Origin of the sequence: Lysobacter soli (genome assembly GCF_003382285.1) — a bacterium.
In the GTDB taxonomy this organism is placed as follows: Bacteria; Pseudomonadota; Gammaproteobacteria; order Xanthomonadales; family Xanthomonadaceae; genus Lysobacter_J; species Lysobacter_J soli.
The window spans coordinates 179,141-198,789 of the sequence record NZ_QTJR01000007.1 but is presented as its reverse complement, the minus strand read 5'-3'; the positions used below and the strand labels follow the sequence as shown (position 1 = coordinate 198,789).

General features: G+C 67.9%; 17 protein-coding genes. 3 read left to right on the top strand and 14 right to left on the bottom strand.

Annotated features, from left to right (window positions below; translation table 11 throughout):
- Position 1: 1 nt before the first annotated feature.
- Both DX912_RS12110 and cls read right to left on the bottom strand, forming a co-directional pair.
- Positions 2-3,472 carry a PAS domain-containing hybrid sensor histidine kinase/response regulator gene (locus DX912_RS12110; protein WP_115842769.1) on the bottom strand — a complete coding sequence of 1,157 codons (3,471 nt, stop codon included), beginning with the start codon at positions 3,470-3,472 and terminating at the stop codon, positions 2-4.
- A gap of 94 nt (positions 3,473-3,566) precedes the next feature.
- Entirely contained in the window at positions 3,567-4,985 is a 1,419-nt protein-coding gene (gene cls, locus DX912_RS12105) for a cardiolipin synthase (protein WP_115842768.1), read from the bottom strand.
- Between the two features lie 134 nt (positions 4,986-5,119).
- Here cls and DX912_RS12100 point away from each other — a divergent pair, with 134 nt between their 5' ends.
- Both DX912_RS12100 and DX912_RS12095 read left to right on the top strand, forming a co-directional pair.
- Positions 5,120-6,103: an AraC family transcriptional regulator gene (locus tag DX912_RS12100; RefSeq protein WP_115842767.1), complete on the top strand. Its 984-nt coding sequence runs from the start codon at positions 5,120-5,122 to the stop codon at positions 6,101-6,103.
- Positions 6,104-6,133: 30 nt separating this feature from the next.
- On the top strand, positions 6,134-9,031 hold the full coding sequence (locus DX912_RS12095) for a TonB-dependent receptor plug domain-containing protein (protein ID WP_233433578.1): 2,898 nt from the start codon (positions 6,134-6,136) through the stop codon (positions 9,029-9,031).
- Positions 9,032-9,286: 255 nt separating this feature from the next.
- Here the strand turns inward: DX912_RS12095 and rpmG are convergent, their stop codons facing one another.
- The 12 genes from rpmG to DX912_RS12035 all read right to left on the bottom strand — a co-directional run bounded on the left by rpmG (position 9,287) and on the right by DX912_RS12035 (position 18,153).
- Complete coding sequence (gene rpmG / locus DX912_RS12090) at positions 9,287-9,451, bottom strand: 50S ribosomal protein L33 (RefSeq protein WP_115842766.1); 165 nt, start codon at positions 9,449-9,451, stop codon at positions 9,287-9,289.
- A gap of 13 nt (positions 9,452-9,464) precedes the next feature.
- Complete coding sequence (gene rpmB, locus DX912_RS12085) at positions 9,465-9,701, bottom strand: 50S ribosomal protein L28 (protein WP_115842765.1); 237 nt, start codon at positions 9,699-9,701, stop codon at positions 9,465-9,467.
- A 274-nt stretch (positions 9,702-9,975) separates the two neighbouring features.
- The gene (locus DX912_RS12080) at positions 9,976-10,251 is read right to left on the bottom strand and encodes a DUF2845 domain-containing protein (RefSeq protein ID WP_233433577.1); all 276 of its coding nucleotides are present in this window, start codon (positions 10,249-10,251) and stop codon (positions 9,976-9,978) included.
- A gap of 47 nt (positions 10,252-10,298) precedes the next feature.
- On the bottom strand, positions 10,299-12,065 hold the full coding sequence (locus DX912_RS12075; RefSeq protein ID WP_233433584.1) for a DUF885 domain-containing protein: 1,767 nt from the start codon (positions 12,063-12,065) through the stop codon (positions 10,299-10,301).
- Positions 12,066-12,338: 273 nt separating this feature from the next.
- Positions 12,339-12,665 carry a lipid-A-disaccharide synthase N-terminal domain-containing protein gene (locus DX912_RS12070; protein WP_386839253.1) on the bottom strand — a complete coding sequence of 109 codons (327 nt, stop codon included), beginning with the start codon at positions 12,663-12,665 and terminating at the stop codon, positions 12,339-12,341.
- Between the two features lie 27 nt (positions 12,666-12,692).
- The gene (locus DX912_RS12065) at positions 12,693-13,433 is read right to left on the bottom strand and encodes a glycosyltransferase family 2 protein (RefSeq protein ID WP_115842762.1); all 741 of its coding nucleotides are present in this window, start codon (positions 13,431-13,433) and stop codon (positions 12,693-12,695) included.
- Positions 13,434-13,437: 4 nt separating this feature from the next.
- Complete coding sequence (locus DX912_RS12060) at positions 13,438-14,421, bottom strand: NAD-dependent epimerase/dehydratase family protein (protein ID WP_115842761.1); 984 nt, start codon at positions 14,419-14,421, stop codon at positions 13,438-13,440.
- A 24-nt stretch (positions 14,422-14,445) separates the two neighbouring features.
- A complete protein-coding gene (locus DX912_RS12055) occupies positions 14,446-14,871 on the bottom strand; it encodes a hypothetical protein (RefSeq protein WP_115842760.1) in 426 nt (141 codons plus the stop codon).
- A 17-nt stretch (positions 14,872-14,888) separates the two neighbouring features.
- The gene (locus DX912_RS12050; RefSeq protein WP_115842759.1) at positions 14,889-15,797 is read right to left on the bottom strand and encodes a ParB/RepB/Spo0J family partition protein; all 909 of its coding nucleotides are present in this window, start codon (positions 15,795-15,797) and stop codon (positions 14,889-14,891) included.
- Positions 15,794-16,606 (bottom strand): ParA family protein, encoded by an 813-nt coding sequence (locus DX912_RS12045; RefSeq protein ID WP_115842758.1) that lies wholly within the window; start codon positions 16,604-16,606, stop codon positions 15,794-15,796. The genes DX912_RS12050 and DX912_RS12045 overlap by 4 nt, the downstream gene beginning before the upstream one ends.
- Positions 16,607-16,855: 249 nt before the next feature.
- Positions 16,856-17,515: a 16S rRNA (guanine(527)-N(7))-methyltransferase RsmG gene (gene rsmG / locus DX912_RS12040; RefSeq protein WP_115842839.1), complete on the bottom strand. Its 660-nt coding sequence runs from the start codon at positions 17,513-17,515 to the stop codon at positions 16,856-16,858.
- Between the two features lie 47 nt (positions 17,516-17,562).
- Positions 17,563-18,153 (bottom strand): 4'-phosphopantetheinyl transferase family protein, encoded by a 591-nt coding sequence (locus tag DX912_RS12035; RefSeq protein WP_115842757.1) that lies wholly within the window; start codon positions 18,151-18,153, stop codon positions 17,563-17,565.
- A gap of 85 nt (positions 18,154-18,238) precedes the next feature.
- On the opposite strand from DX912_RS12035, the gene DX912_RS12030 reads away from it, so the two are divergent.
- Entirely contained in the window at positions 18,239-19,615 is a 1,377-nt protein-coding gene (locus tag DX912_RS12030) for an AMP-binding protein (protein WP_115842756.1), read from the top strand.
- The last annotated feature ends 34 nt before the right edge of the window (positions 19,616-19,649 follow it).

Here is a 19,649-nt window from a genome sequence, read left to right as displayed (position 1 = left end):
TTCACGCGTGCGCGGCCTGCCGCTGCGCCGCGAGGAACGCACGCAGCGAGGCCGGCTTCACCGGTTTGGTGAGCACGCGGCAATCGTGTTCGCGCGCGGCCAGCTTCAGCGCGTCGCTGCCGTCGCCGGTCAACAGGGCGGCCGGCAATGGACGCGCGTAGTGCGCACGCAACTCGTCGATCACGCCGAGACCGTCGAGGCGATCGTGCAGGTGGTAGTCGACCAGCGCGACGTCGGGCATTTCATCCAGCAGCGCGAGTGCTTCATCGGCATTGGCCGCGGTGAGCGGCACCACGCCCCAGCGCTGCAGCAGGCTGCGCATGCCGTCCAGGATCTCGCGATCGTTGTCCACGCACAGCACGCGCAGGCCGGCGAGCGAATCGCCGCCCATCATCAGGTGCGGCGCCGGCAACGGCGCGGCGTACATCGCGCGTCCGAAGGGGACGGTGATCGAGAACACGCTGCCGACGTTGACGCGCGAACGCACGCGTAGCGGATGTTCCAGCGTGCGCGCGATGCGCTGGCAGATCGACAGGCCGAGGCCGAGGCCACGTTCGCCCGCGCTCGCGGACGTATCGAAGCGGCGGAACTCGTCGAAGATCTGCTCGAGGTGGTGTTTCGAAATGCCGGGCCCGGTGTCCCACACCTGCAGTTCGACCGCGCCGTCGCGCACGCGCGCCGCGATCAGCACGCCGCCTTCGCGCGTATAGCGAAGCGCGTTCGCGAGGAAGTTCTGCAACGCGCGACGCAGCAGGCGGCGGTCGCTGCGCACCGGACGCGGCGTGTCGGGCGCGCGCACGCGCAGCTGCAGTCCGCGCGCCGCGGCGACCGGCGCGTACTGCGCGACGAGTTCGCGCAGCAGTTCGTTGACGTCGAAATCGGTGATCGCGATGCGCAGCGCGCCGGCGTCCAGGCGCGAGATGTCGAGCAGTCCGTCGAGCAGGTCTTCGGCGGCGCGAAGCGAGGCGTCGACGCGTTCGGCCAGGCGCGCCTGCTCGGTCGTGTCGCTGGTTTCGCGCAACGCACTCGCGAACAGGCGCGCGGCATTGAGCGGTTGCAGCACGTCGTGGCTGATCGCCGCGAGGAAGCGCGTCTTCGACTGCTGCGCGGCCTCGGCTTCTCGCGTGCGCAGTTCGACGCGCTGCTCCAGCGTTTCGTTGACTTCGCGCAGGCCCTGTTCGGCGCGCTTGTAGTCGGTCACGTCGGAGTACGTGGTGACGTAGCCGCCCGGCAGCGGCCGGCCGCGCATTTCGATCACCTGTCCGTTCGCGCGCACGCGTTCGAACACGTGCGGCGCGCCCGCGCGAAGATGCGCAAGGCGTCGGCTCACCTGCTCCTCGACCTCCGCCTCGCTCAGCGGGCCGGAACCCATCTCACCGCGCTCGGCGTTCCAGCGGATCAGATCGCTTACCGGGCGGCCGACGTAGAGCATGCCGTCGGGGTATTCGAACAGCTCCTGGTAGCGGCGGTTCCACGCGACCAGGCGCATCTCCGCATCGACGACGCTGACGCCCTGGCTGATGTTCTCCAGCGTGGTGGAGAGGATCTGGCGGTTGAAGCGCAGCTCCTGGTTCGCCTCGTCGAGCAGCGCCACCACTTCGCCCAGTTCCATGCCCGAGCCGCGCAGCGCGGTGGTGAGCGTGAGGCGCGCCGATGCCGCGCCGATCGCCGAGGCGAGCAGGCGTTCGGTGAACTGCGCGAGTGCGCGGTCGGCAGGCTGCTCGGGCTGCCACGTACGGCCCTGCTGCTGTGCGTATTCCTCGAAGGCGCGACGGGCATGGCGTTCGCCGACGATGCGTTCGGCCAGCGCCAGCAGTTCGCCGCCGCGCACGCTGCCGGCCCAGCCGCCGGGACCGAGCGCCGGACGCTGCACGTAGGGATCGAGGAACGGCGCGGCGAGCAGTTGTTCCTGCAAACGCGGCCGCTGCCGCACCGAGACGAACAGGAACACGCCGACGTTGAACAGCAGCGCCCAGAAGGTGCCGTGCGTGAGCGGGTCCCAGCCGTGCAGGCCGAACAGCTGTTCCGGTCGCAACCAGTCCACTCCGAGCGGCCCGCGCTCGATCCACCCGGTCGCAAGCCACCCGCCGCGCGCGAGCGCCGGCAGCAGCAAGGTGTAGAGCCACAGCACGGTGCCGGCGAACAGCCCCGCGAACGCGCCGGCGCGGCTCGCGCCACGCCAGTACAGGCCGCCGATCAACGCCGGCGCGAACTGCGCGACCGCCGCGAACGCGAGCAGGCCATGCTGCGCGAGCGTGTCCTCGCCGGCGCCGTAGTACGCCGACCCGCGGTGGTAGCCGTAGGCCATCATCGCCAGCACGAAGATGGTGATGCGGCGCACCCACAGCACCTGCTTGTCGATGCCCTGGCTTTCGTGCAGCGCGCCGCTGCGCAGCAGCAGCGGCATGATGAGGTCGTTGCTGACCATGGTCGACAACGCGACGCTGGCGACGATCACCATGCCCGTCGCGGCGGAGAACCCGCCGATGTACACGATCAGCGCGAGCGTTTCGTGCTGCAACGCGAGCGGCAGCGCGAGCACGTAGGTGTCCGGCGACGCGCCGGTGCCGGCGAGCAGCGACTGCCCCGCGAGCGTGATCGGCACCACGAGCAGCGAAATCAGCACGAGATACCCGCCGAAGAACCAGCGTGCCGATCGCAGGTCGGCTGGGTCCTGGCATTCGACGACGGCGACGTGGAATTGACGAGGCAGGCAGACGATCGCCGTGAACGCCAGCAGCGTCTGCGCGACGAAGCCCGTCGGCACCCCCTGCGCGGTGACCACCGGCGCCGCCTGCACCATGCGTTCGACCAGGTTGCCGGTGCCGGGCAGGTGCGCGAGCGCAAACAGGCCGATCGCGACGAATGCGAGCAGCTTCACCAGCGATTCAAGCGCGATGGCGAGCACCATGCCGCGATGGTGTTCGGTGGCGTCGATCTGGCGCGTGCCGAACAGGATCGCGAACGCCGCCAGCATCATCGCCACGTAGAACGCCGGGTCCGACAGCATTCCCGCATCGCCGCGCACGTCGGCCAACACCTCCACGCTCATCGCCACCGCCTTGAACTGCAGTGCGACGTACGGGACGGCCGCGGTCAGCGCGACCGCCGCCACCAGCGCCGCCAGGCCCGGTGCGCGGCCGTAGCGCGAGGAGAGGAAGTCGGCGATGGAGACGATGCGGTGCTCGCCGGAAATCAGCACCAGGCGTTCGAGGATGCGCCAACCGAAGACGAGCATCAGCAGCGGGCCGAGGTAGATCGGCAGGAAGCCCAGTCCCGTACGCGCCGCCGTGCCGACCGCGCCGTAGAACGTCCACGACGAGCAGTACACGGCCAGCGCCAGCGAATACACCGCCGGGCGCAGCCAGCGCGCGCGGGGCGTGGTTTCGCGCTGGTCGCCGAAATAGGCCACTGCGAACAGCACGCCGACGTAGGCCGCCGACACCAGCAGGAGGATCCAGCCTGGGATCACGTGACGCCTCGCCCTTGGAACATGGGCCGAGTGTAATTCGCGACCGGCCGCGTGGCTCGGCCGGTCCCCCGGTGCGACCGGCTGAACGCGCGGGCTACATCAGCGAATCGGCCAGCCGCGCCATGCCTTCCACGCTCCGGTGCCAGCGCGGCCGGCGGCGCCATTGGTGCAGTTCAAGCTGCTGTGAATCGCGAAGGTAATCGGACTCGACCTCGTGCAGCCGCGCCACCACGGCGGGATCGAAACACACCAGCCCGGCTTCGGCGTTGAGCGCGAAGGAGCGGATGTCGAGATTGATCGAGCCGATCAGCGCGACCTCGTCGTCCACGCTCAGGTGCTTGGCGTGCAGGAAGTGCGGCCGGTACAGCGCGATGCGAACGCCGGCCTTCAGCAGCTCGTCGTAATAGGACCGCTGCGCCCAGCGCGTGAGCCGCTGGTTGTTGCTCATCGACAGCACCAGCTGCACGTCGACGCCCGACAGCGCGGCCACGCGCAGCGCGCCGAGTGTCATGTCGTCGGGAACGAAGTACGGCGTGACCAGCACCACGCGACGCCGCGCCCGCTGCACCAGCGCGACGACGAGGTTGCGCGCGTTCTCGAACGGATACGCCGGCCCGCTGGGCAGCATCTGCGCGGGCGTGCTGCCTTCGGCGTTCGTCGGGAACTCGCCGATGACCAGTCGCTCGCCCGTCTCGATGAGCCAGTCGCTGGCGAACAGCGCGGCGATCTGCCTCACCACTGGGCCGCGCACGCGCGCGACGAGCTCGCGATTGGGATAGCCCGGAACGAACGCGGCATCGGCGAGATTCTGCGAACCGACGTAGCCGATGCGCCGGTCGATCAGCGCGAGCTTGCGGTGGTTGCGAAGGTCCATGCGCGAGAGGCTGCGCCACTTCAAACCGCCGGCGAGCATCGCGTGCACTTCCACGCCGGCGTCGCGGAGTGGTTTGGCGAATGCACGCAATCCGGGCTTCGCGCCGACGGCGTCGAGCAGGAGCCGGCATCGCACGCCACGCGCGCTCGCACGTTGCAGCGCATCGAAGATGGTGCGACCGACCGCGTCGTCGAACATCAGGTAATACAGCAGGTGCACTTCCTCACGCGCGTTGTCGATGTCCGAAACAAGCGCGGCGATGGAGCGGTCGTAATCGTCCAGCAGTTCGACTGCGTTGCCGTGCACCGGCATGAAATCGCCCAGCCGCTCGGCCAGCCGCGTGATGTCGGCGGACATGCCGTGCGCGGTCGGCGTCCAGCGCAGCATCGCGAGGTTCGCCTGGCGATCGCGAATGAGCTGCGACGCCAGTGCCTGCCGCTGCCGGCGCTGCTTCGCGAGCCACGGGTGCCCGAGCAGCAGATACAGCGGCAAGCCGAACAAGGGGACGAACCCGACCAGCAGCAACCAGCTGCGCGCGGCCGCAGGGGGACAACGCACCGGGATCCACGCCAGCGCCGCTAGGCGTATCAGCCAGTCGAACAGGAACAGCAGGTAGCCAAGATGGGTTTCGGCATTCATCGAAACGCTCCTTGCGGATCCCGACACGTGCCGGAGCAACCTCCGGCACGAACAGTCAACGGCGAATCAATCCTATAGAGGCGCACGCGACCGTCCTCATAGCCTGCCTTCACCAGACATTGGAATGAACAATCATGGATAAGGCAAAGTGGGCCGACCGGGGGCAACTATTGCGCATCGGGTCGGCGCAAGGACAGTGGGCACGTTGCATCGGTGCTTCCCGGCTGGGCAGCGTGGAATTCCACGGGCAGGAGCTTTCCATCTGGATCCAGATGCGCGGCGGCGCATGGATCGAGGCCAAGGAGGGGCGGTTCTACCTCCGCGCCGGCGACTGGATCGCCTTCGCCCGCGATTCCGCGCCGCTGGTGCAGGCCGATGCGCAGGGCCTCTGCATCGGCATGGGGATTTCCGACGAAGCGCTGAAGGCCATGACGCGCTTCGGCACCTTCGACCTGCACGTCGGCCTGGGCCGGATCGCACCGGACAAGGCTCGCGACATCGCACGGCAGTGGTATCGCATCGCGCGCCAGCACGATGGCGTCGGCGGCGGCACGGGCCAGCAGGCACGCGTGCGTTCGCTGCTGCTGAAGCTGGAAGACATGCAGGCCGATGACCGCAGCCGCATCCCGCTGTGCCCCGGGGCATCGCTCGCGCGCAAGCGGCAGGTATTCGAACGCATGCAGCGCGCACGGCTGTTCATGGAGGGCAATTGCGATCGGATCATCCGCATCGCCGAACTCGCCGATCGCACGCAGTTCTCGATGTGGTACTTCTCGAAGGTGTTCCACCGCCTCTATGGCGAAAGCCCGCAGGCCGCGTGCGCAAACCTCCGGTTGAAACACGCCGCGAACCTGCTCTCGACGACGCCGATGACCATTGGCGAGGTCGCCATCGCGAGCGGTTTCGACAACAACTGCAGCTTCGCACGAAGCTTCCGCGCGCATTTCGGCATGACCGCGTCCGACTACCGAAGCGGTGCGCCGCGCGATGAAGGACAAAGCGCGCAAATGTGCGCTCCCACTCGCGCAAACCACATTGCCGCAGGCCGCGAATCTCTCCGCATCGACCGGGAAACAGGCTCGGCGCACCCGGGCCATAAGGTTTTGCAGCGCTCTTAACGCGCTCATAACAGATATCTGGAGAGAGAAATGAAGCATCGCAACATGCGCACGGCCGTGCGCGTCGGCCTGCTGCCGGCGGGCATCGCCGTTGCGCTCGCGCCGGCATTCGCCTTCGCGCAGGATTCCGGCAAGGACGCGACCACGCTGGACAAGATCGAGGTGACGGGCTCGCGTATCCGCAGTTCCGACATCGAAACGCAGCAGCCTGTGATCAGCCTGTCCCGCGCGGATATCCAGCGCCAGGGTTTCACGAGCGTCGCCGATATCGTCCAGAACATCAGCGCTGCCGGCTCTCCTGCGATCAGCCGCGCCGACGCGCTGTCGTCGGGTGAGGAAACCGGCGGCCAGTACGTGGATCTGCGCAACCTTGGGCCGGAGCGCACGCTGGTGCTCATCGACGGCAAGCGGATGGGCATCACGTCGGGCGGCTACTCCGACCTGGCCTCGATCCCGACCTCGATCGTCGAGCGCGTCGAAGTGCTGACCGACGGCGCATCGGCCATCTACGGTTCCGATGCGATCGCGGGCGTGATCAACATCATCACCCGCAAGAACTTCGAGGGCGCGGAGGCGAGCGCGTACCTGGGTCAGTACGGCCAGGGCGATGGCACCAAGCAGGTCTACAACTTCCTGCTCGGCAGTGCAGGCGATCGCAGCGCGGTGGCGCTGGGCGTCGAATACAGCAAGGAAGAGCCGGTGTTGGCCAAGGACCGGGCGTTCAGTGCATCCGGGATGGGCCCGAGCCACCCGGTGCCGGACGTCTACCAGGGGCGATACCGCGCCAACGGCTGGAGCGCGACGACGCAGAAGGGTCGGCTGATCGACGGCGATGCCGTCAGCTGGACGGTGAACCCGGATGGCGATCCGAGGAACTTCGCGGACTTCCACGTCACCGATCCGCTCAACGACTACGCCAACACGAACCAGCAGATGTTCGTCCAGACGGGCCTGGAGCGCACATCGCTGTTCGCGAATGGCCGCTTCGACCTGACCGACTCGGTGCACTTCAAGGCCGATGCGCTCTATACGCATCGCGAGACGCTGCAACAGATCGCAGGCTACCCGTTCCAGTCCGCGGCGTACGGCACGCCCCTCGCGGCGGACAGCTACTTCAACCCGATCGGCGAGGAGGCTGACTTCCTGCGTCGCACGTGGGAAGTGCCGCGCCAGACGCTTTCGGAGCTCACTACCTTCCGGTTCACAGGCGGATTCGAAGGCTCCTTCGACATCGCGGACAAGCCGTGGGACTGGGACGTCGGCTATCTCTATAACCAGAACAAGGGCGTGAAGACGGGCACGGGCAACCTGTTCCTTCCTCGCGTCGCCGATGCCGTGGGCCCGTCGTTCCTCGGTTCCGATGGCGTGGTCCATTGCGGCACCCCGGGCGCGGTCATCGATGGCTGCATCCCGTGGAATCCGCTCGCCGCCTACGGCATGAGCGCGCCCGGTTCGCTCAGCTCGGACGCCGCGTTGCGCGACTACCTGTTCCCGACCAGCCATGGCACGTCGGATACGGACACCACGGTGTACTCGGCGAACCTGTCGGGCGTGCTTGCAACGCTGCCGGCCGGCGACCTGAGCCTGGCGACCGGTTTCGAGCATCGTCGCGAACGCGCACTCTACTCACCGGATGCGATGGATCAGTCGGGCCTGACTACCGATCTGGCCGGCGCGTCCACGAGCGGCTCGTACTCGCTGGATGAGGTCTACCTCGAGTTCCTGGTGCCGGTGCTGTCCGATCTTCCGGGTGCGAAGGAGCTGACGTTCGACGTCGCGGGTCGGTATTCGGACTACAGCACCTTCGGCGACACGGTAAACGGCAAGTTCGGCCTGAAGTGGAAGCCCACCGACGACCTGCTGGTCCGTGGCACCTACGCGACCGGCTTCCGCGCACCGACCGTGTCGGATCTGTACGGCGGCACGTCCGACACGTTCGACAACCTGACCGATCCGTGCGACAGCAGCTTCGGTTCGGCGAAGTCGAACGCGGACGTGGCTGCGCGCTGCGCCGCCGATGGCATCCCGTCGACGTTCCGCCAGGAAGCATCCGGCGGCGTTCCGGCGACGGGCCCGGGTACCCAGACGAACTACACGTATCTGTCCGGCTCCAATCCGAACCTCATGCCTGAAACGTCCCAGAGCTACACGTTCGGCGTGGTGTGGAGCCCCAGCTTCGTCGAAGGGCTGAACATGAGCCTGGACTGGTGGAAGATCCGCATCGACGATGTCATCGCTGCTGAAACCGTCACCTCGATCCTCAACCAGTGCTACGTGCTGGGTATCGACGCATCCTGTGATCGATTCGAACGCGCGGGCGGCACGAGCAAGAACGTCCTGAAGCGCTACCAAGTCATCGATGCGACGCGCACGCTGATCAATGGTGGTTATCAGGAAACGGCGGGTTACGACTTCGCCGTCAGCTATCGCCTGCCGGAAACTTCGTTCGGTCAGTTCAAGATCGACTGGAAATCGACGTACGTCGACTACCTCGAGTACAAGCGCGACAACGAGGCGGTGACCCCGGTCGAACAGCTCAATGGCTGGGCCGACGACGACGGTGCGAACTTCCGTCTGCGGTCGAATCTCGGCCTGGCATGGACGTACGGCGATTGGAGTGCGAACTGGAACATGCGCTACTACTCCGGCGTGAAGGAGGCCTGCGCCTATGACGAGTCCTGCGACGAGCCGGATTTCGTCTCGCCGTACACGCGCGCGCTGGAAGTACGCAACGTCGGATCGAACACCTTCCACGACATGCAGGTGGCCTATCGCATGCCGTGGAATGCCACGGTGGCCGTCGGCGCGAACAACGTGTTCGACCATGAAGGCCCGATCATGTACAGCAAGCCGGACAGCAGCTTCGTGTACAACGGTGGTTTCGACATCGGGCGCTTCTGGTACCTGAAGTACCAGCAGAGTTTCTGAGTCCGATTGCGCGTTGCAACTACGGCCCCGAAAGGGGCCGTAGTTTTTTGATGCTGTTCCGAGGGTTGCCGAGCCGCGCGCAAGCGACCGTAGCGCTTGCCACTCGCCTGGTATAGAAGCAGGCAAACAAAAAACCCGCCTTTCGGCGGGGTTTCTGTTTGTTGCTTCGAACAAGCGGAAGGCGCTGGATCCCCGCTTTCGCGGGGATGACGTTCCGGCAAAGCCGATCGCGCGCAGCGCGATCGGGCCGTCACGTCACTTGATCTTGCCTTCCTTGTAGATCACGTGCTTGCGAACGACGGGGTCGTACTTCTTGACCTCCATCTTGTTCGGCGTGTTCTTCTTGTTCTTGTCGGTGGTGTAGAAGTGGCCGGTGCCGGCCGAGGAGATCAGGCGGATCTTGTCGCGCTTGGAAGCCATGGGTCAGTTCTCCTCAGATCTTCTCGCCGCGGGCGCGCAGGTCGGCGAGGACGGCATCGATGCCGTTCTTGTCGATGGTGCGCAGGGCGGCACTGGAAACACGCAGCTTGATCCAACGGTTCTCCGAAGCCACCCAGAAGCGGCGCTCGTGAAGGTTGGGAAGGAAGCGGCGACGGGTCTTGTTCATTGCATGCGAGACGTTGTTGCCGGTCGTCGTTCGCTTGCCGGTTACTTGGCAGATACGGGCCATACGCACCTCGAAAGGTATTGGGGTGTCGCCCTTGGCCAGGGCGGCGGCGGCCCCTCCGCGCCCGGACATCCGGAGGCGGTGCACGATACGGGTAGTGAAATCCTGGCTGCCGGCGGCGGGACGGAATCGTGCTTCCGGACCCCGCCCGGTCGAGTCCTGATGGACAGACCGGACGCAGCGAGCCGCGCATTATGCCGGGGATCGGCGTCCCGGGCAAGCACTTATCCACAGCGGGACCAGGCCGGGAAGGGCCGACCTTGGGCTCTCCGGGGCCTCAGTAGACCTCGTCGATCTGGTAAACCTTGCCGTCCCGGATCGTCACCAGCAGCGTCTTGTCGTCCCGGCGGAACTCCCAGCGCTCCGCCTCGTGGGCGCCGAACTTGTTCTCCACCGGCTCCTTGTGGACCGGAGAGCCGGCCAGCTCGACCAGCTTGCCGGCGGTGTCGCCGACCGTCAGCACCCGGTTCCCGAAGGCATACGATTCGGCGGCCTGCGCGCTCGAGGCGGCGAGCAGGGTGAAGGCGAACATCGTGGCAGTTGCGATACGCATGGATCCCTCCTTGATGACGGCCACTGTCGTAGGTGACCCGTCCCGCGTCAACGCAGGCCCGTGGCACCGGTTGACGTGCCGGCATCGGGCTGGACGGTCGCCGACTTCGCAATGAATGCCCGCACCTGCTGCTCCAGCACCGGCAGCGGCACCGAACCTTCGCTCAGCAGCGCGTCGTGGAACGCCTTTACGTCGAACTTCGGGCCCAGCGCCTTTTCGGCCTCCTCGCGCAGGCGGACGATGGTGATCTCGCCCAGCTTGTAGCTCAGTGCCTGCGCCGGCCAGGAGATGTAGCGGTCGACTTCGGTCGTCACTTCATGCTCGCTCAGTGCGGTGCGGTCGCGCAGGTAGGCGATGGCCTGGTCGCGGGTCCAGCCCTTGTGGTGCACGCCGGTGTCGATGACGAGGCGGCAGGCGCGCCACATCTCGTAGGTCAGGCGCCCGAAATCCTCGTACGGCGTCTGGTAGATGCCCATCTCGACGCCGAGCTTCTCGCTGTACAGGCCCCAGCCTTCGCCATAGGCCGAGATGTAGGTCTCGCGGCGGAACGCCGGCAGCTCGCCCTGTTCCTTCGCGAGCGAACCCTGCAACGCATGGCCCGGCGCGGACTCGTGCAGCGTCAGCGCGGGCAGGTTGTAGAGCGGGCGCGAAGGCAGGTCGTAGGTGTTGACCCAGTACGTGCCCGCACCGCCGCGACCGCTGGTCCAGAACGGCGCGATGTCCGGCGGCACCGGCACGATGGTGAAGCGCCCGCGCGGCAGCGTGCCGATGAACTTGCCGATCTCGCCGTCCACGCGCTTGGAGATCCACGCGGCGCGATCGAGCAGCTCCTGCGGCGTGTTCGCGTAGAACTGCTTGTCAGTGCGAAGGAACTTCAGGAAGTCGGCGAAGCTGCCCTTGAAGCCGACCTGCTGGATGATCGCGTCCATCTCGGCCTGGATGCGCGCGACTTCCTTCAGGCCGATCTGGTGGATTTCCTCCGGACCAAGGTCCAGCGTGGTGTATTCGCGGATCTGCTGGCGGTAGAACGCCTTGCCGTCCGGCATCTGCTCGGCGCCCAGCGTCTTGCGCGCGTGCGGCACGTAGTCGTTGCGGAAGAACGTGAGCAGCTTCGCGTAGGCGGGAACGACCTGCTCGCGAATGGCGGCCGCACCCGCGTCGCGCAGGCGTGCCTGCTCGGCGGGGGAGATGCCCGCCGGCATCTTCTTGAAGGGCTCGTAGAAATTCGACTGCGTCGGATCCTTCACCTCGGCGACGGAGGCGATGGAGACGTCGCGGCCATCGAGCACGGCGCGCGGCACGCTGAAGCCGCGCGCAAGGCCGGCCCGCATGTTGACGATGTTCTGGTCGAAGTAGCGCGGCACGTCGCGCAGGCGACCGATGTAGGCCTCGTAATCGGCGACGGTGCGCATCGGACGACGCGTCATGAAGCCGAGGTTCGACCAGAAAGAAGAGTCGGAGTTGAACGGCATCTCGTACGAACGCAGGCGCACCTCGGCGGCGAGGTTCTCCACCTGGGCGCGGTACACGGCGTAGTTCACCTGGTTCTGCGCGTCGAGCTGGGCGACGTCGATCGCGCCGAGCTGCTTCAGTACGTCGTCCCACACCTTCAGCCGCGCCTTCTGGCTGGCGGCGTCGACGGAGGGAAGGGTGTGGCGGTCGCTGGAGCCGTCGTTGTCCTCGTCGGCGCTTCCGGTCTCCGCCTGCCGCCACTGCCATTCCTTCGCGTAGATGGCCTGGAAGCGGTCGTCGACCGGGCCGGCGAAAGCGGCGGACGAGACGAGGGCGAGATGGGCCGACAGCGCGGCGGTCAGGAGCAGTCGTTTCACGGGATCCCCGGTGCGATCAAAACCGGCCGATCATCGCATCCCGGCGAGGCCTCGCGCGTGGGCCCAAGGGCATGGATTCTGGCGGTTTGCGGGCGGGGCGTGACGCGGGTCGCGGTGCCTTGGCTCCTCTCCCGCCGGGAGAGGGGTTGGGGTGAGCGTCAACGGTCGGGAGGTGAGGTGGCCTGGCGGCGTTGGAGTGCCGTGCGCTACGAACCTGGATCCCGGCCTTCGCCGGCTGCTTTCCCGAATCCCGAAGAATCAGTGCGTCGCCCGGTCCCGTTTCCAGCCGCGGTGCTTGATGTCCAGGTACAGGCTGTACGCGGCGGTAAAGGCCGGGAACAGGTTCTGGATCACGCCGACGGAGTCCTGCTTCTGCGAGAACACGAAGTACGCCAGCGTCATCGCGCTGCCGACGAGGCTCATGTACCAGAACAACCGCGGGATCACCGGCTTGCCGTGCTTGCGCGAGGCCACGAACTGCACCAGCCAGCGGCCGCCGAACATCAGCGCGCCGGTCAGGCCGATGATCTTCCACGGCGACATGTGCAGCCCGGTCCATTCGAGCCACGCGATGGGGGCGTTCATGAAGTCGTATTCCATGGAAACCCCGCTCTACAGTTCTTCGGTGCGCGTGACCTTGCCGCGGCGGATCAGCCACGCGACGCCGCGCAGGTCGGCGATGCCCACCAGTGCGCGGTTGAGGTTGTTGTACTTGGACACGCCGGTCGAACGCGCGCGGTGGTTCACCGGCACGCTCACCGTGCGGTAGCCCGCGCGCTGCATCAGCGCGGGCAGGTAACGGTGCATGTGGTTGAAGTGCGGCAGTTCGAGGAACGCCGCGCGCTCGAACAGCTTGATGCCGCAACCGGTGTCGGGCGTGTCGTCGCGCAGCATGCGCGCGCGGATCGCGTTGGCCCACTTCGACGCCCAGCGCTTGGAGCCGCTGTCCTGCCGGTTCACGCGCCAGCCGGCGAACATCTTCACGTCGCCCGGCGAGCTGCCGCGCATGGCGATCAGCTTCGGGATGTCGGCCGGATCGTTCTGGCCGTCGCCGTCGAGCGTGGCGATCCATTCGCCGCGCGCGGCCTTCACGCCGTTGCGGATCGCGGTGCTCTGGCCGCTCTGGATGACGTGATGTACCACGCGCAGTTCCGGCACCTCCGCCTTCAGCGCCTGCAGCACGGCAAGCGTGTCGTCGCGCGAGTTGTCGTCGACGTAGACGATCTCGAAATCGCCGCCGTCGCGCGGTTCGCGGCCTCGCAGCGCGGCGGTGATCTCGTGCACCAGCGGCGCGACGTTGTCGCGCTCGTTGAACACCGGTACGACGACCGAAAGGTGCGGGGACGTGCTCATGGCGTCAGGCGTTCTCGCCGAAGTAGTCGCGGCACCACGCCACGACCTGGGGCAGACCGGTCTCGATCGACGTCGCCGGTTCGAAGCCGAACGCATCGTGCGCGCGCTGCGTGTCGGCCATGGTTTCGATCATGTCGCCGGGTTGCATCGGTTTGTAGACCTTCTGGGCCGGCTGTCCGGCGGCCTGTTCGATGACCGCGATGAAGCGCTCGAGTTCCACCGGCGTGTGGTTGCCGAGGTTGAAGACGCGGTGCGGCACCTCATCTTCCGGCGGGTTTTCCAGCGCACCGAGCACGCCGGCGACGATGTCGTCGACGAAGGTGAAGTCGCGGCGCATCTTCCCGTGGTTGAACACGTCGATCGGCCGGCCGGCGAGCACCGCGCGCGAGAACAGCAGCGGCGCCATGTCCGGGCGGCCCCACGGGCCGTACACGGTGAAGAAGCGCAGGCCCGTCGAACGCAGGCCGTAGAGGTGCGCGTAGGTGTGCGCCATCAGCTCGTTGGCGGCCTTGGTCGCGGCGTAGAGCGAGCGCGGCTGGTCGATGCGCTGGTCTTCGGAGAACGGCGGCGTCGCCGAATCGCCGTACACCGACGACGAACTCGCGTAAGCCAGGTGCTGCACGCCGCGATGGCGGCACAGCTCGAGGATGTTCACGAAGCCCACGAGGTTGCTGTCGACGTACGCGTGCGGATTGGTCAGCGAATAGCGCACGCCGGCCTGCGCGGCGAGATGGATCACGTGCGTCGGCGCGACCTCGTCGAACAACGCGGCGAGGCCATCGCGGTCGGTCAGGTCGAGCGCGCGGATGTCCGTGTCCGGGCACAGCGCGGCGATGCGGTCGCGCTTGAGTTGCGGATCGTAGTAATCGTTGAAGTTGTCCAGCCCGACGACGCGGGCGCCGCGGGCCTTGAGCGCGCGGCAGGTGTAGGCGCCGATGAAGCCGGCTGCGCCAGTGACGAGGATGGTGCCGGGGGAGGTGTCAGCCATCGGAACTCGCGTTGCAGTGGGAGATCAGTCGGGTTCGGCGTGGAAGTCGAAGCCCAGTGTCAGTTTGAGGTCCGCGAGTCCGGCGCCGAGCGAGGGATCCAGTTCGAATCCGAATCCGCTCTCGCCGCTCAGGCCGATCGACAGGCCGCAGCGTCCGCCGCGGATGTAGAACGTGTGCAGCGTGTCGCGGTGCATCGCCAGTCGCTGCTGGATGCCGCGGAGGTAGTCCTGCAGATCCTCATCTGACCAGTTTCGCGATCCATGTGTCAGATTCGTGTAGGCGTAGCTTTCGCGATACACGCCGTCCAGCGGGATGCCCGCCGGCGAGGTCCGCCGTTCGCCGGCGCGCCACGTGCGTTCCGGCGAGAGGCCAAGCTGGTCGAACAGCGGCCGCAGGTCGTCGCGCGGATGGATCGCGCGAAGGGCGACGCGGTAGCGGTACGGGTTCATGCCGGCCGCTCCGGTGGTTACTCGGTGACGGAACCGCGCAGCTTTTCCAGCACGCCGTCGAGCGAATCGAGGTCGGTGTAGTGGATCACCAGGCGACCCTTGCCGCCGCGGCCGTGCAGCACGTTGACCTTGGTGTTGAGCGACTCGGACAGCTCGCGCTCCAGCGCCACGATGTCGGCCTGCGGCTTGGCCTTGGCGGCCTTCGGCTTCGCGCTGCCGCTGGTCGGGATCTGGCCGGCGGCGAGTTGCTGCACGCGGTGTTCGACCTCGCGCACCGACCAGCCGTGTTCGGCGGCCTGGCGCGCCAGCGCGATCGCCGCCTGCGGCGTCAGTGCGAGCAGTGCGCGGGCATGGCCCATTTCCAGCGCGTGCGTTTCCAGCAGCACGCGGATTTCCGGCGGCAGTTCCAGCAGGCGCAGCAGGTTCGACACGGCGGCGCGCGAACGGCCGACGGCCTCGGCGGCCTGCGCGTGGGTGAGGTCGAATTCGTCGATGAGCCGCTGCAGCGCGTTGGCTTCTTCCAGCGGATTGAGGTCTTCGCGCTGGATGTTCTCGATCAGCGCCATCGCCACGACCGTGCGGTCGTCGACTTCGCGGATGACGACCGGGATCTGGTCCAGCCCCGCGAGCTGCGAGGCGCGCCAGCGGCGTTCGCCGGCGATGATCTCGTAACGCTTGCCGCCCAGGTCGCGCACGACGATGGGCTGGATCACGCCCTGCGCCTTGATCGACTCGGCCAGTTCCTCGAGCTTTTCCTGGTCCCAGTGCTTGCGCGGCTGGTACTTGCCGGGCGTCAGGGCGTCGACCGGAAGGTGCCGCAGCACGTCGCCTTCGACGGCCTCCAGGACTGGCGCCTCGGCGGCCGCCTTGGGTCCCAGCAGGGCTTCGAGGCCGCGGCCCAGGCCGCGCTTCTTGGCTACTGTCATGCCGTGGTCTCCTTCGGTTGCGGAGCACGGGCACGGGCCTGGTCGCGCTCGCGCTGGCGGCGCAGCACTTCGCCCGCCAGCCCCATGTAGGCGATGCCGCCGCGGCTGGCGCGGTCGTAGCCGACGATGCTCTGGCCATGGCTGGGTGCCTCGGCCAGGCGCACGTTGCGCGGCACGATCGTGCGGAACACGCGGTCGCCGAAATGGTTGATCAGTTCGGCCGACACCGCGTTGGCGAGGTTGTTGCGCACGTCGAACATGGTGCGCAGCACGCCCTCGACTTCCAGCTTCGGATTGAGGTTGGCCTTGAGCGCCTCGATGGTGTCGATCAGCGCGCTGATGCCTTCCAGCGCGTAGTACTCGCACTGCATCGGCACGACGATGGAGTCGGCCGCCGTCAGCGCGTTGAGCGTGAGCAGCGACAGCGCCGGCGGGCAGTCGATCAGGATGAAGTCGTAGTTCTCGCGCAGCGGCGCCAGCGCGCGCTTCAGGCGCTGCTCGCGGTCGGATTCGCCCATCAGGGTGATCTCGGCCGCGGTCAGCTCGATGTTCGCCGGCAGCAGGTCGAAGTCTTCGGCGGTGCGCTTGACGATCGAGGCGACGTCGGCCTCGCCCAGCAGGACGTCGCAGATCGTGGTGTCGATCTCGCGCTTGTCCAGGCCGCTGCCCATCGTCGCGTTGCCCTGCGGGTCCAGGTCGACCAGCAGCACGCGCTTGGGCGTCCGCGCGAGCGCGGCGGCCAGGTTGACGGCGGTGGTGGTCTTGCCGACTCCGCCTTTCTGGTTGGCGACGGCGATGATGCGGGCCATGCGGCTCGTCCTGGTCTTGGGTTTAGTGATGGAAGCGCGGAAGTAGGGCCGGCGTGGGGCCGGACCGGGGATTATGCCCGGATGGGAAGACGCGTGCCCCGTCGCCGATAGCTGTATGGGCCATCGGCACGGACCGTCCGGCGGCGGCTGCGCCGGATCAAGCACTTGCGCCGGTTTTGCGCGGACGGGCGGTTCCACCCCGTTTACGCAGTTGCGCGCGGCGTCACGGCTTGGGCGAACGACACCGCCTCACTGGCGGGCGATCACCACCATGTGGCGCTCGGCGTCCAGGCCGGGGACGCGCATCGGATGCGACGCCTCCACCGTCCAGCCGGCCGGCAGCGCGGCGATCTCGTCGGCCGGGTGCACGCCCTTCATCGCCAGCAGGCGGCCGTCGGGCTTGAGCAGGTGGCCGCCCAGTTCGAGGATCAGCGGCAGCGTCGCGAGCGCGCGCGCGGTGATGGCGTCGTACGCGCCCGGCTCGTCGACCGCCTCGATGCGCGACTCGGCGACGCGGGCATCCCGGAGACCGAGCTGGCGGATCGCCTCGCGCATGAAGCGCGCCTTCTTGCCGTTGCTTTCCACCAGCGTGACCTTCAGGCCCGGCTTGACGATCGACAGCGGAATGCCCGGCAGCCCCGGGCCCGTGCCCAGGTCGGCGAGCGAACCGCCGCGCGCGGCGAGGTCGTCCACGTAGGGGTGCATCGCCAGCGAATCGAGCAGGTGCTTGACCACCATCTCGTGCGGGTCGCGCACGGCGGTGAGGTTGTAGGTCTTGTTCCACCGCACCAGCAGGGCGAGGTAGTCCAGCAGCGGCGCGGAGACGGCGGCCGGGTCCAGGTGCAGCGCGACCAGGCCATCGTCCAGCGTGCGGCGAAGCGCGGCGTCGAAGGGGGCGGGGGTGTTCATGCGGCGCGCAGTATCGCCGATGTGGGTGCCCGATTCCGGAGGCGCGGTCAGGTCGAACGCCACGCGAGCGCGCCCAGATACTCCGGCGCGGGCCGCAGCTCCATCAGCGACCAGTCGCCGGCGTGGCCGAGTTCCGCGTCGCATTCGACCAGGCGCAGGCCGTCGGGGCTGTCGGCGAAGCGCAGCCGGTGCAGGCCGAACGAAATGCCATGGCCGTGGGCCTTCAGCACCGCTTCTTTCGCGCACCAAAGGCGCAGGAAACCGTGGTCGCGCACCGCCGCCGACGGGGCGGCGTGCAGCCACGCCAGCTCGGGCGCGGTAAAGAAGCGCCGGGCGAGGTCGAGGGCCCGGCCGCGCGGGCGCACGCGCTCCAGGTCGATGCCGATGCGCACGTCGCGGCCCAGTGCCACCAGCAAACCGTCGCCGCTGTGGCTCCAGTTGCAATCCCAGTCGGCGAAGGCGCCTTCGAGGCGGGGTCGGCCGCGCGAATCGCGGGAGAGCGGCAGGGCGTCTACCCCGGTTCCAAGCTCCGCGGCCAGCCACCGGCGCGCCAGCGGCTCGGCGGGTTGCCGGGGCGCATGCGGCTGCCAGCTCCAGCGCGGGACCGGCTCGGCGGTTGGGGCAGCGGACAGGGACATGAGCCACGATTGGGATCGACGACGGCCGCCAGCGTAAAGTACGGGCAGGGGAAGCGGCGTTCGCCGCAGGAATCACGTGCCATCCATGTCCGCGGTCGTCGAAGTACCCAGTCCCGTTCCGACCTCGCCCGTGCCGCTCATCCACGGCACCGGCGCGCTCGCCATCGCCTTCGACGAAGGCGGGCATGCGATCGACCGTGCGACCTTCGCCCGCCACGTGCGGGCATTGGCGGCCGCGCTGCCGGCCGCACGCTTCGCGCTCAACCTGTGCGAGGACCGCTACCGCTACCTCGTCGCCTTCTGCGCCGCCGCGGCGCGAGGGCAGACCACGCTGATGCCGCCCTCGCGCGCGCCGGGCGTGGTCGAGCAGGTGCTCGCGCAGCATCCGGACGGCTACTGCCTGACCGACATCGACCTCGCCCCGGCGCCGCCGCATTGCATGCGCATCCCGGACCGCCTGGACGAACTCGAAGGCGATGAACTCATCGTCGATGCGAACGCGCGCGTCGCCATCGGCTTCACCTCCGGCAGCACCGGCCAGCCGCGCGCCTACGGCAAGACGTGGACCAGCTTCCGCACGAGCACCGCGCAGAACCTCGCCGCGCTCGACGGCCTGCTTCGCGACGACCTGACGCACGTCATCGCAACCGTGCCGCCGCAGCACATGTACGGCATGGAGATGTCGGTGCTGATGCCGCTGCTCGGGCCGGTGGCGGTGCACGCGGCGCGGCCGCTGTTCCCGGCCGACGTCGCGCGTGCGCTGCACGATTCGCCCACGCCGCCGCTGCTGGTCACCACGCCGGTGCACCTGCGTGCGCTGGTGGCGTCCGGGCTTTCGCTGCCGCCGCTGGCCGGCATCGTCTCGGCGACCGCGCCGATGCCGCCGGAGCTCGCCGCGCAGGCCGAAGCGCGCTTCGGTTGCGAAGTGCGCGAGGTGTTCGGTTCGACCGAAACCTGCGTCTTCGCACGCCGCCGCACCGCGCGCGACGACGCGTGGACGCCGCTGCCCGGCGTTCGCCTGGCGCCGCAGCCCGACGGCACCGCCGTGCACGCGCCGCACCTGGCCGAACCCATCGTGCTGGCGGACCTGATGGAAGTGCATGCCGACGGCCGCTTCGAGCTGCGCGGCCGCAACGCTGATTTGCTCGACATCGCCGGCAAGCGCGCCTCGCTGGGCGATCTCACGCGCAAGCTGCTCGCGGTGCCGGGCGTGGAGGATGGCGTGATGTTCCAGCTCGATGCCGAAGACGCCATCGGCGTGCGCCGCATCGCCGCGCTGGTGGTCGCGCCTACGGTGGACGAGCACGACATCCTGCATGCGTTGCGCCAGCAGCTCGATCCGGTCTTCCTTCCGCGTCCGCTGCGCCGCGTCGATACGCTCCCGCGCAACGAGACGGGCAAGCTGCCGCGGCATGCGCTGGAGGCGCTGCTGCACGGGCATGAGGGTGTGGCGACGGGTTGATGCAACCGGCAGTACGCCGGAGCACCAGGCCAAC

What these genes read in the sequence shown, in the direction of transcription:
- rpmB (WP_115842765.1), bottom strand. Translation starts at nt 9,701, where the DNA reads ATGGCCCGTATCTGCCAAGTAACCGGCAAGCGAACGACGACCGGCAAC.
- rpmG (WP_115842766.1), bottom strand. Translation starts at nt 9,451, where the DNA reads ATGGCTTCCAAGCGCGACAAGATCCGCCTGATCTCCTCGGCCGGCACC.
- DX912_RS12045 (WP_115842758.1), bottom strand. Translation starts at nt 16,606, where the DNA reads ATGGCCCGCATCATCGCCGTCGCCAACCAGAAAGGCGGAGTCGGCAAG.
- DX912_RS12035 (WP_115842757.1), bottom strand. Translation starts at nt 18,153, where the DNA reads ATGTCCCTGTCCGCTGCCCCAACCGCCGAGCCGGTCCCGCGCTGGAGC.
- DX912_RS12080 (WP_233433577.1), bottom strand. Translation starts at nt 10,251, where the DNA reads ATGCGTATCGCAACTGCCACGATGTTCGCCTTCACCCTGCTCGCCGCC.
- DX912_RS12060 (WP_115842761.1), bottom strand. Translation starts at nt 14,421, where the DNA reads ATGGCTGACACCTCCCCCGGCACCATCCTCGTCACTGGCGCAGCCGGC.
- DX912_RS12070 (WP_386839253.1), bottom strand. Translation starts at nt 12,665, where the DNA reads ATGAACGCCCCCATCGCGTGGCTCGAATGGACCGGGCTGCACATGTCG.
- cls (WP_115842768.1), bottom strand. Translation starts at nt 4,985, where the DNA reads ATGAATGCCGAAACCCATCTTGGCTACCTGCTGTTCCTGTTCGACTGG.
- DX912_RS12030 (WP_115842756.1), top strand. Translation starts at nt 18,239, where the DNA reads ATGTCCGCGGTCGTCGAAGTACCCAGTCCCGTTCCGACCTCGCCCGTG.
- DX912_RS12095 (WP_233433578.1), top strand. Translation starts at nt 6,134, where the DNA reads ATGAAGCATCGCAACATGCGCACGGCCGTGCGCGTCGGCCTGCTGCCG.
- DX912_RS12065 (WP_115842762.1), bottom strand. Translation starts at nt 13,433, where the DNA reads ATGAGCACGTCCCCGCACCTTTCGGTCGTCGTACCGGTGTTCAACGAG.
- DX912_RS12050 (WP_115842759.1), bottom strand. Translation starts at nt 15,797, where the DNA reads ATGACAGTAGCCAAGAAGCGCGGCCTGGGCCGCGGCCTCGAAGCCCTG.
- rsmG (WP_115842839.1), bottom strand. Translation starts at nt 17,515, where the DNA reads ATGAACACCCCCGCCCCCTTCGACGCCGCGCTTCGCCGCACGCTGGAC.
- DX912_RS12100 (WP_115842767.1), top strand. Translation starts at nt 5,120, where the DNA reads ATGGATAAGGCAAAGTGGGCCGACCGGGGGCAACTATTGCGCATCGGG.
- DX912_RS12055 (WP_115842760.1), bottom strand. Translation starts at nt 14,871, where the DNA reads ATGAACCCGTACCGCTACCGCGTCGCCCTTCGCGCGATCCATCCGCGC.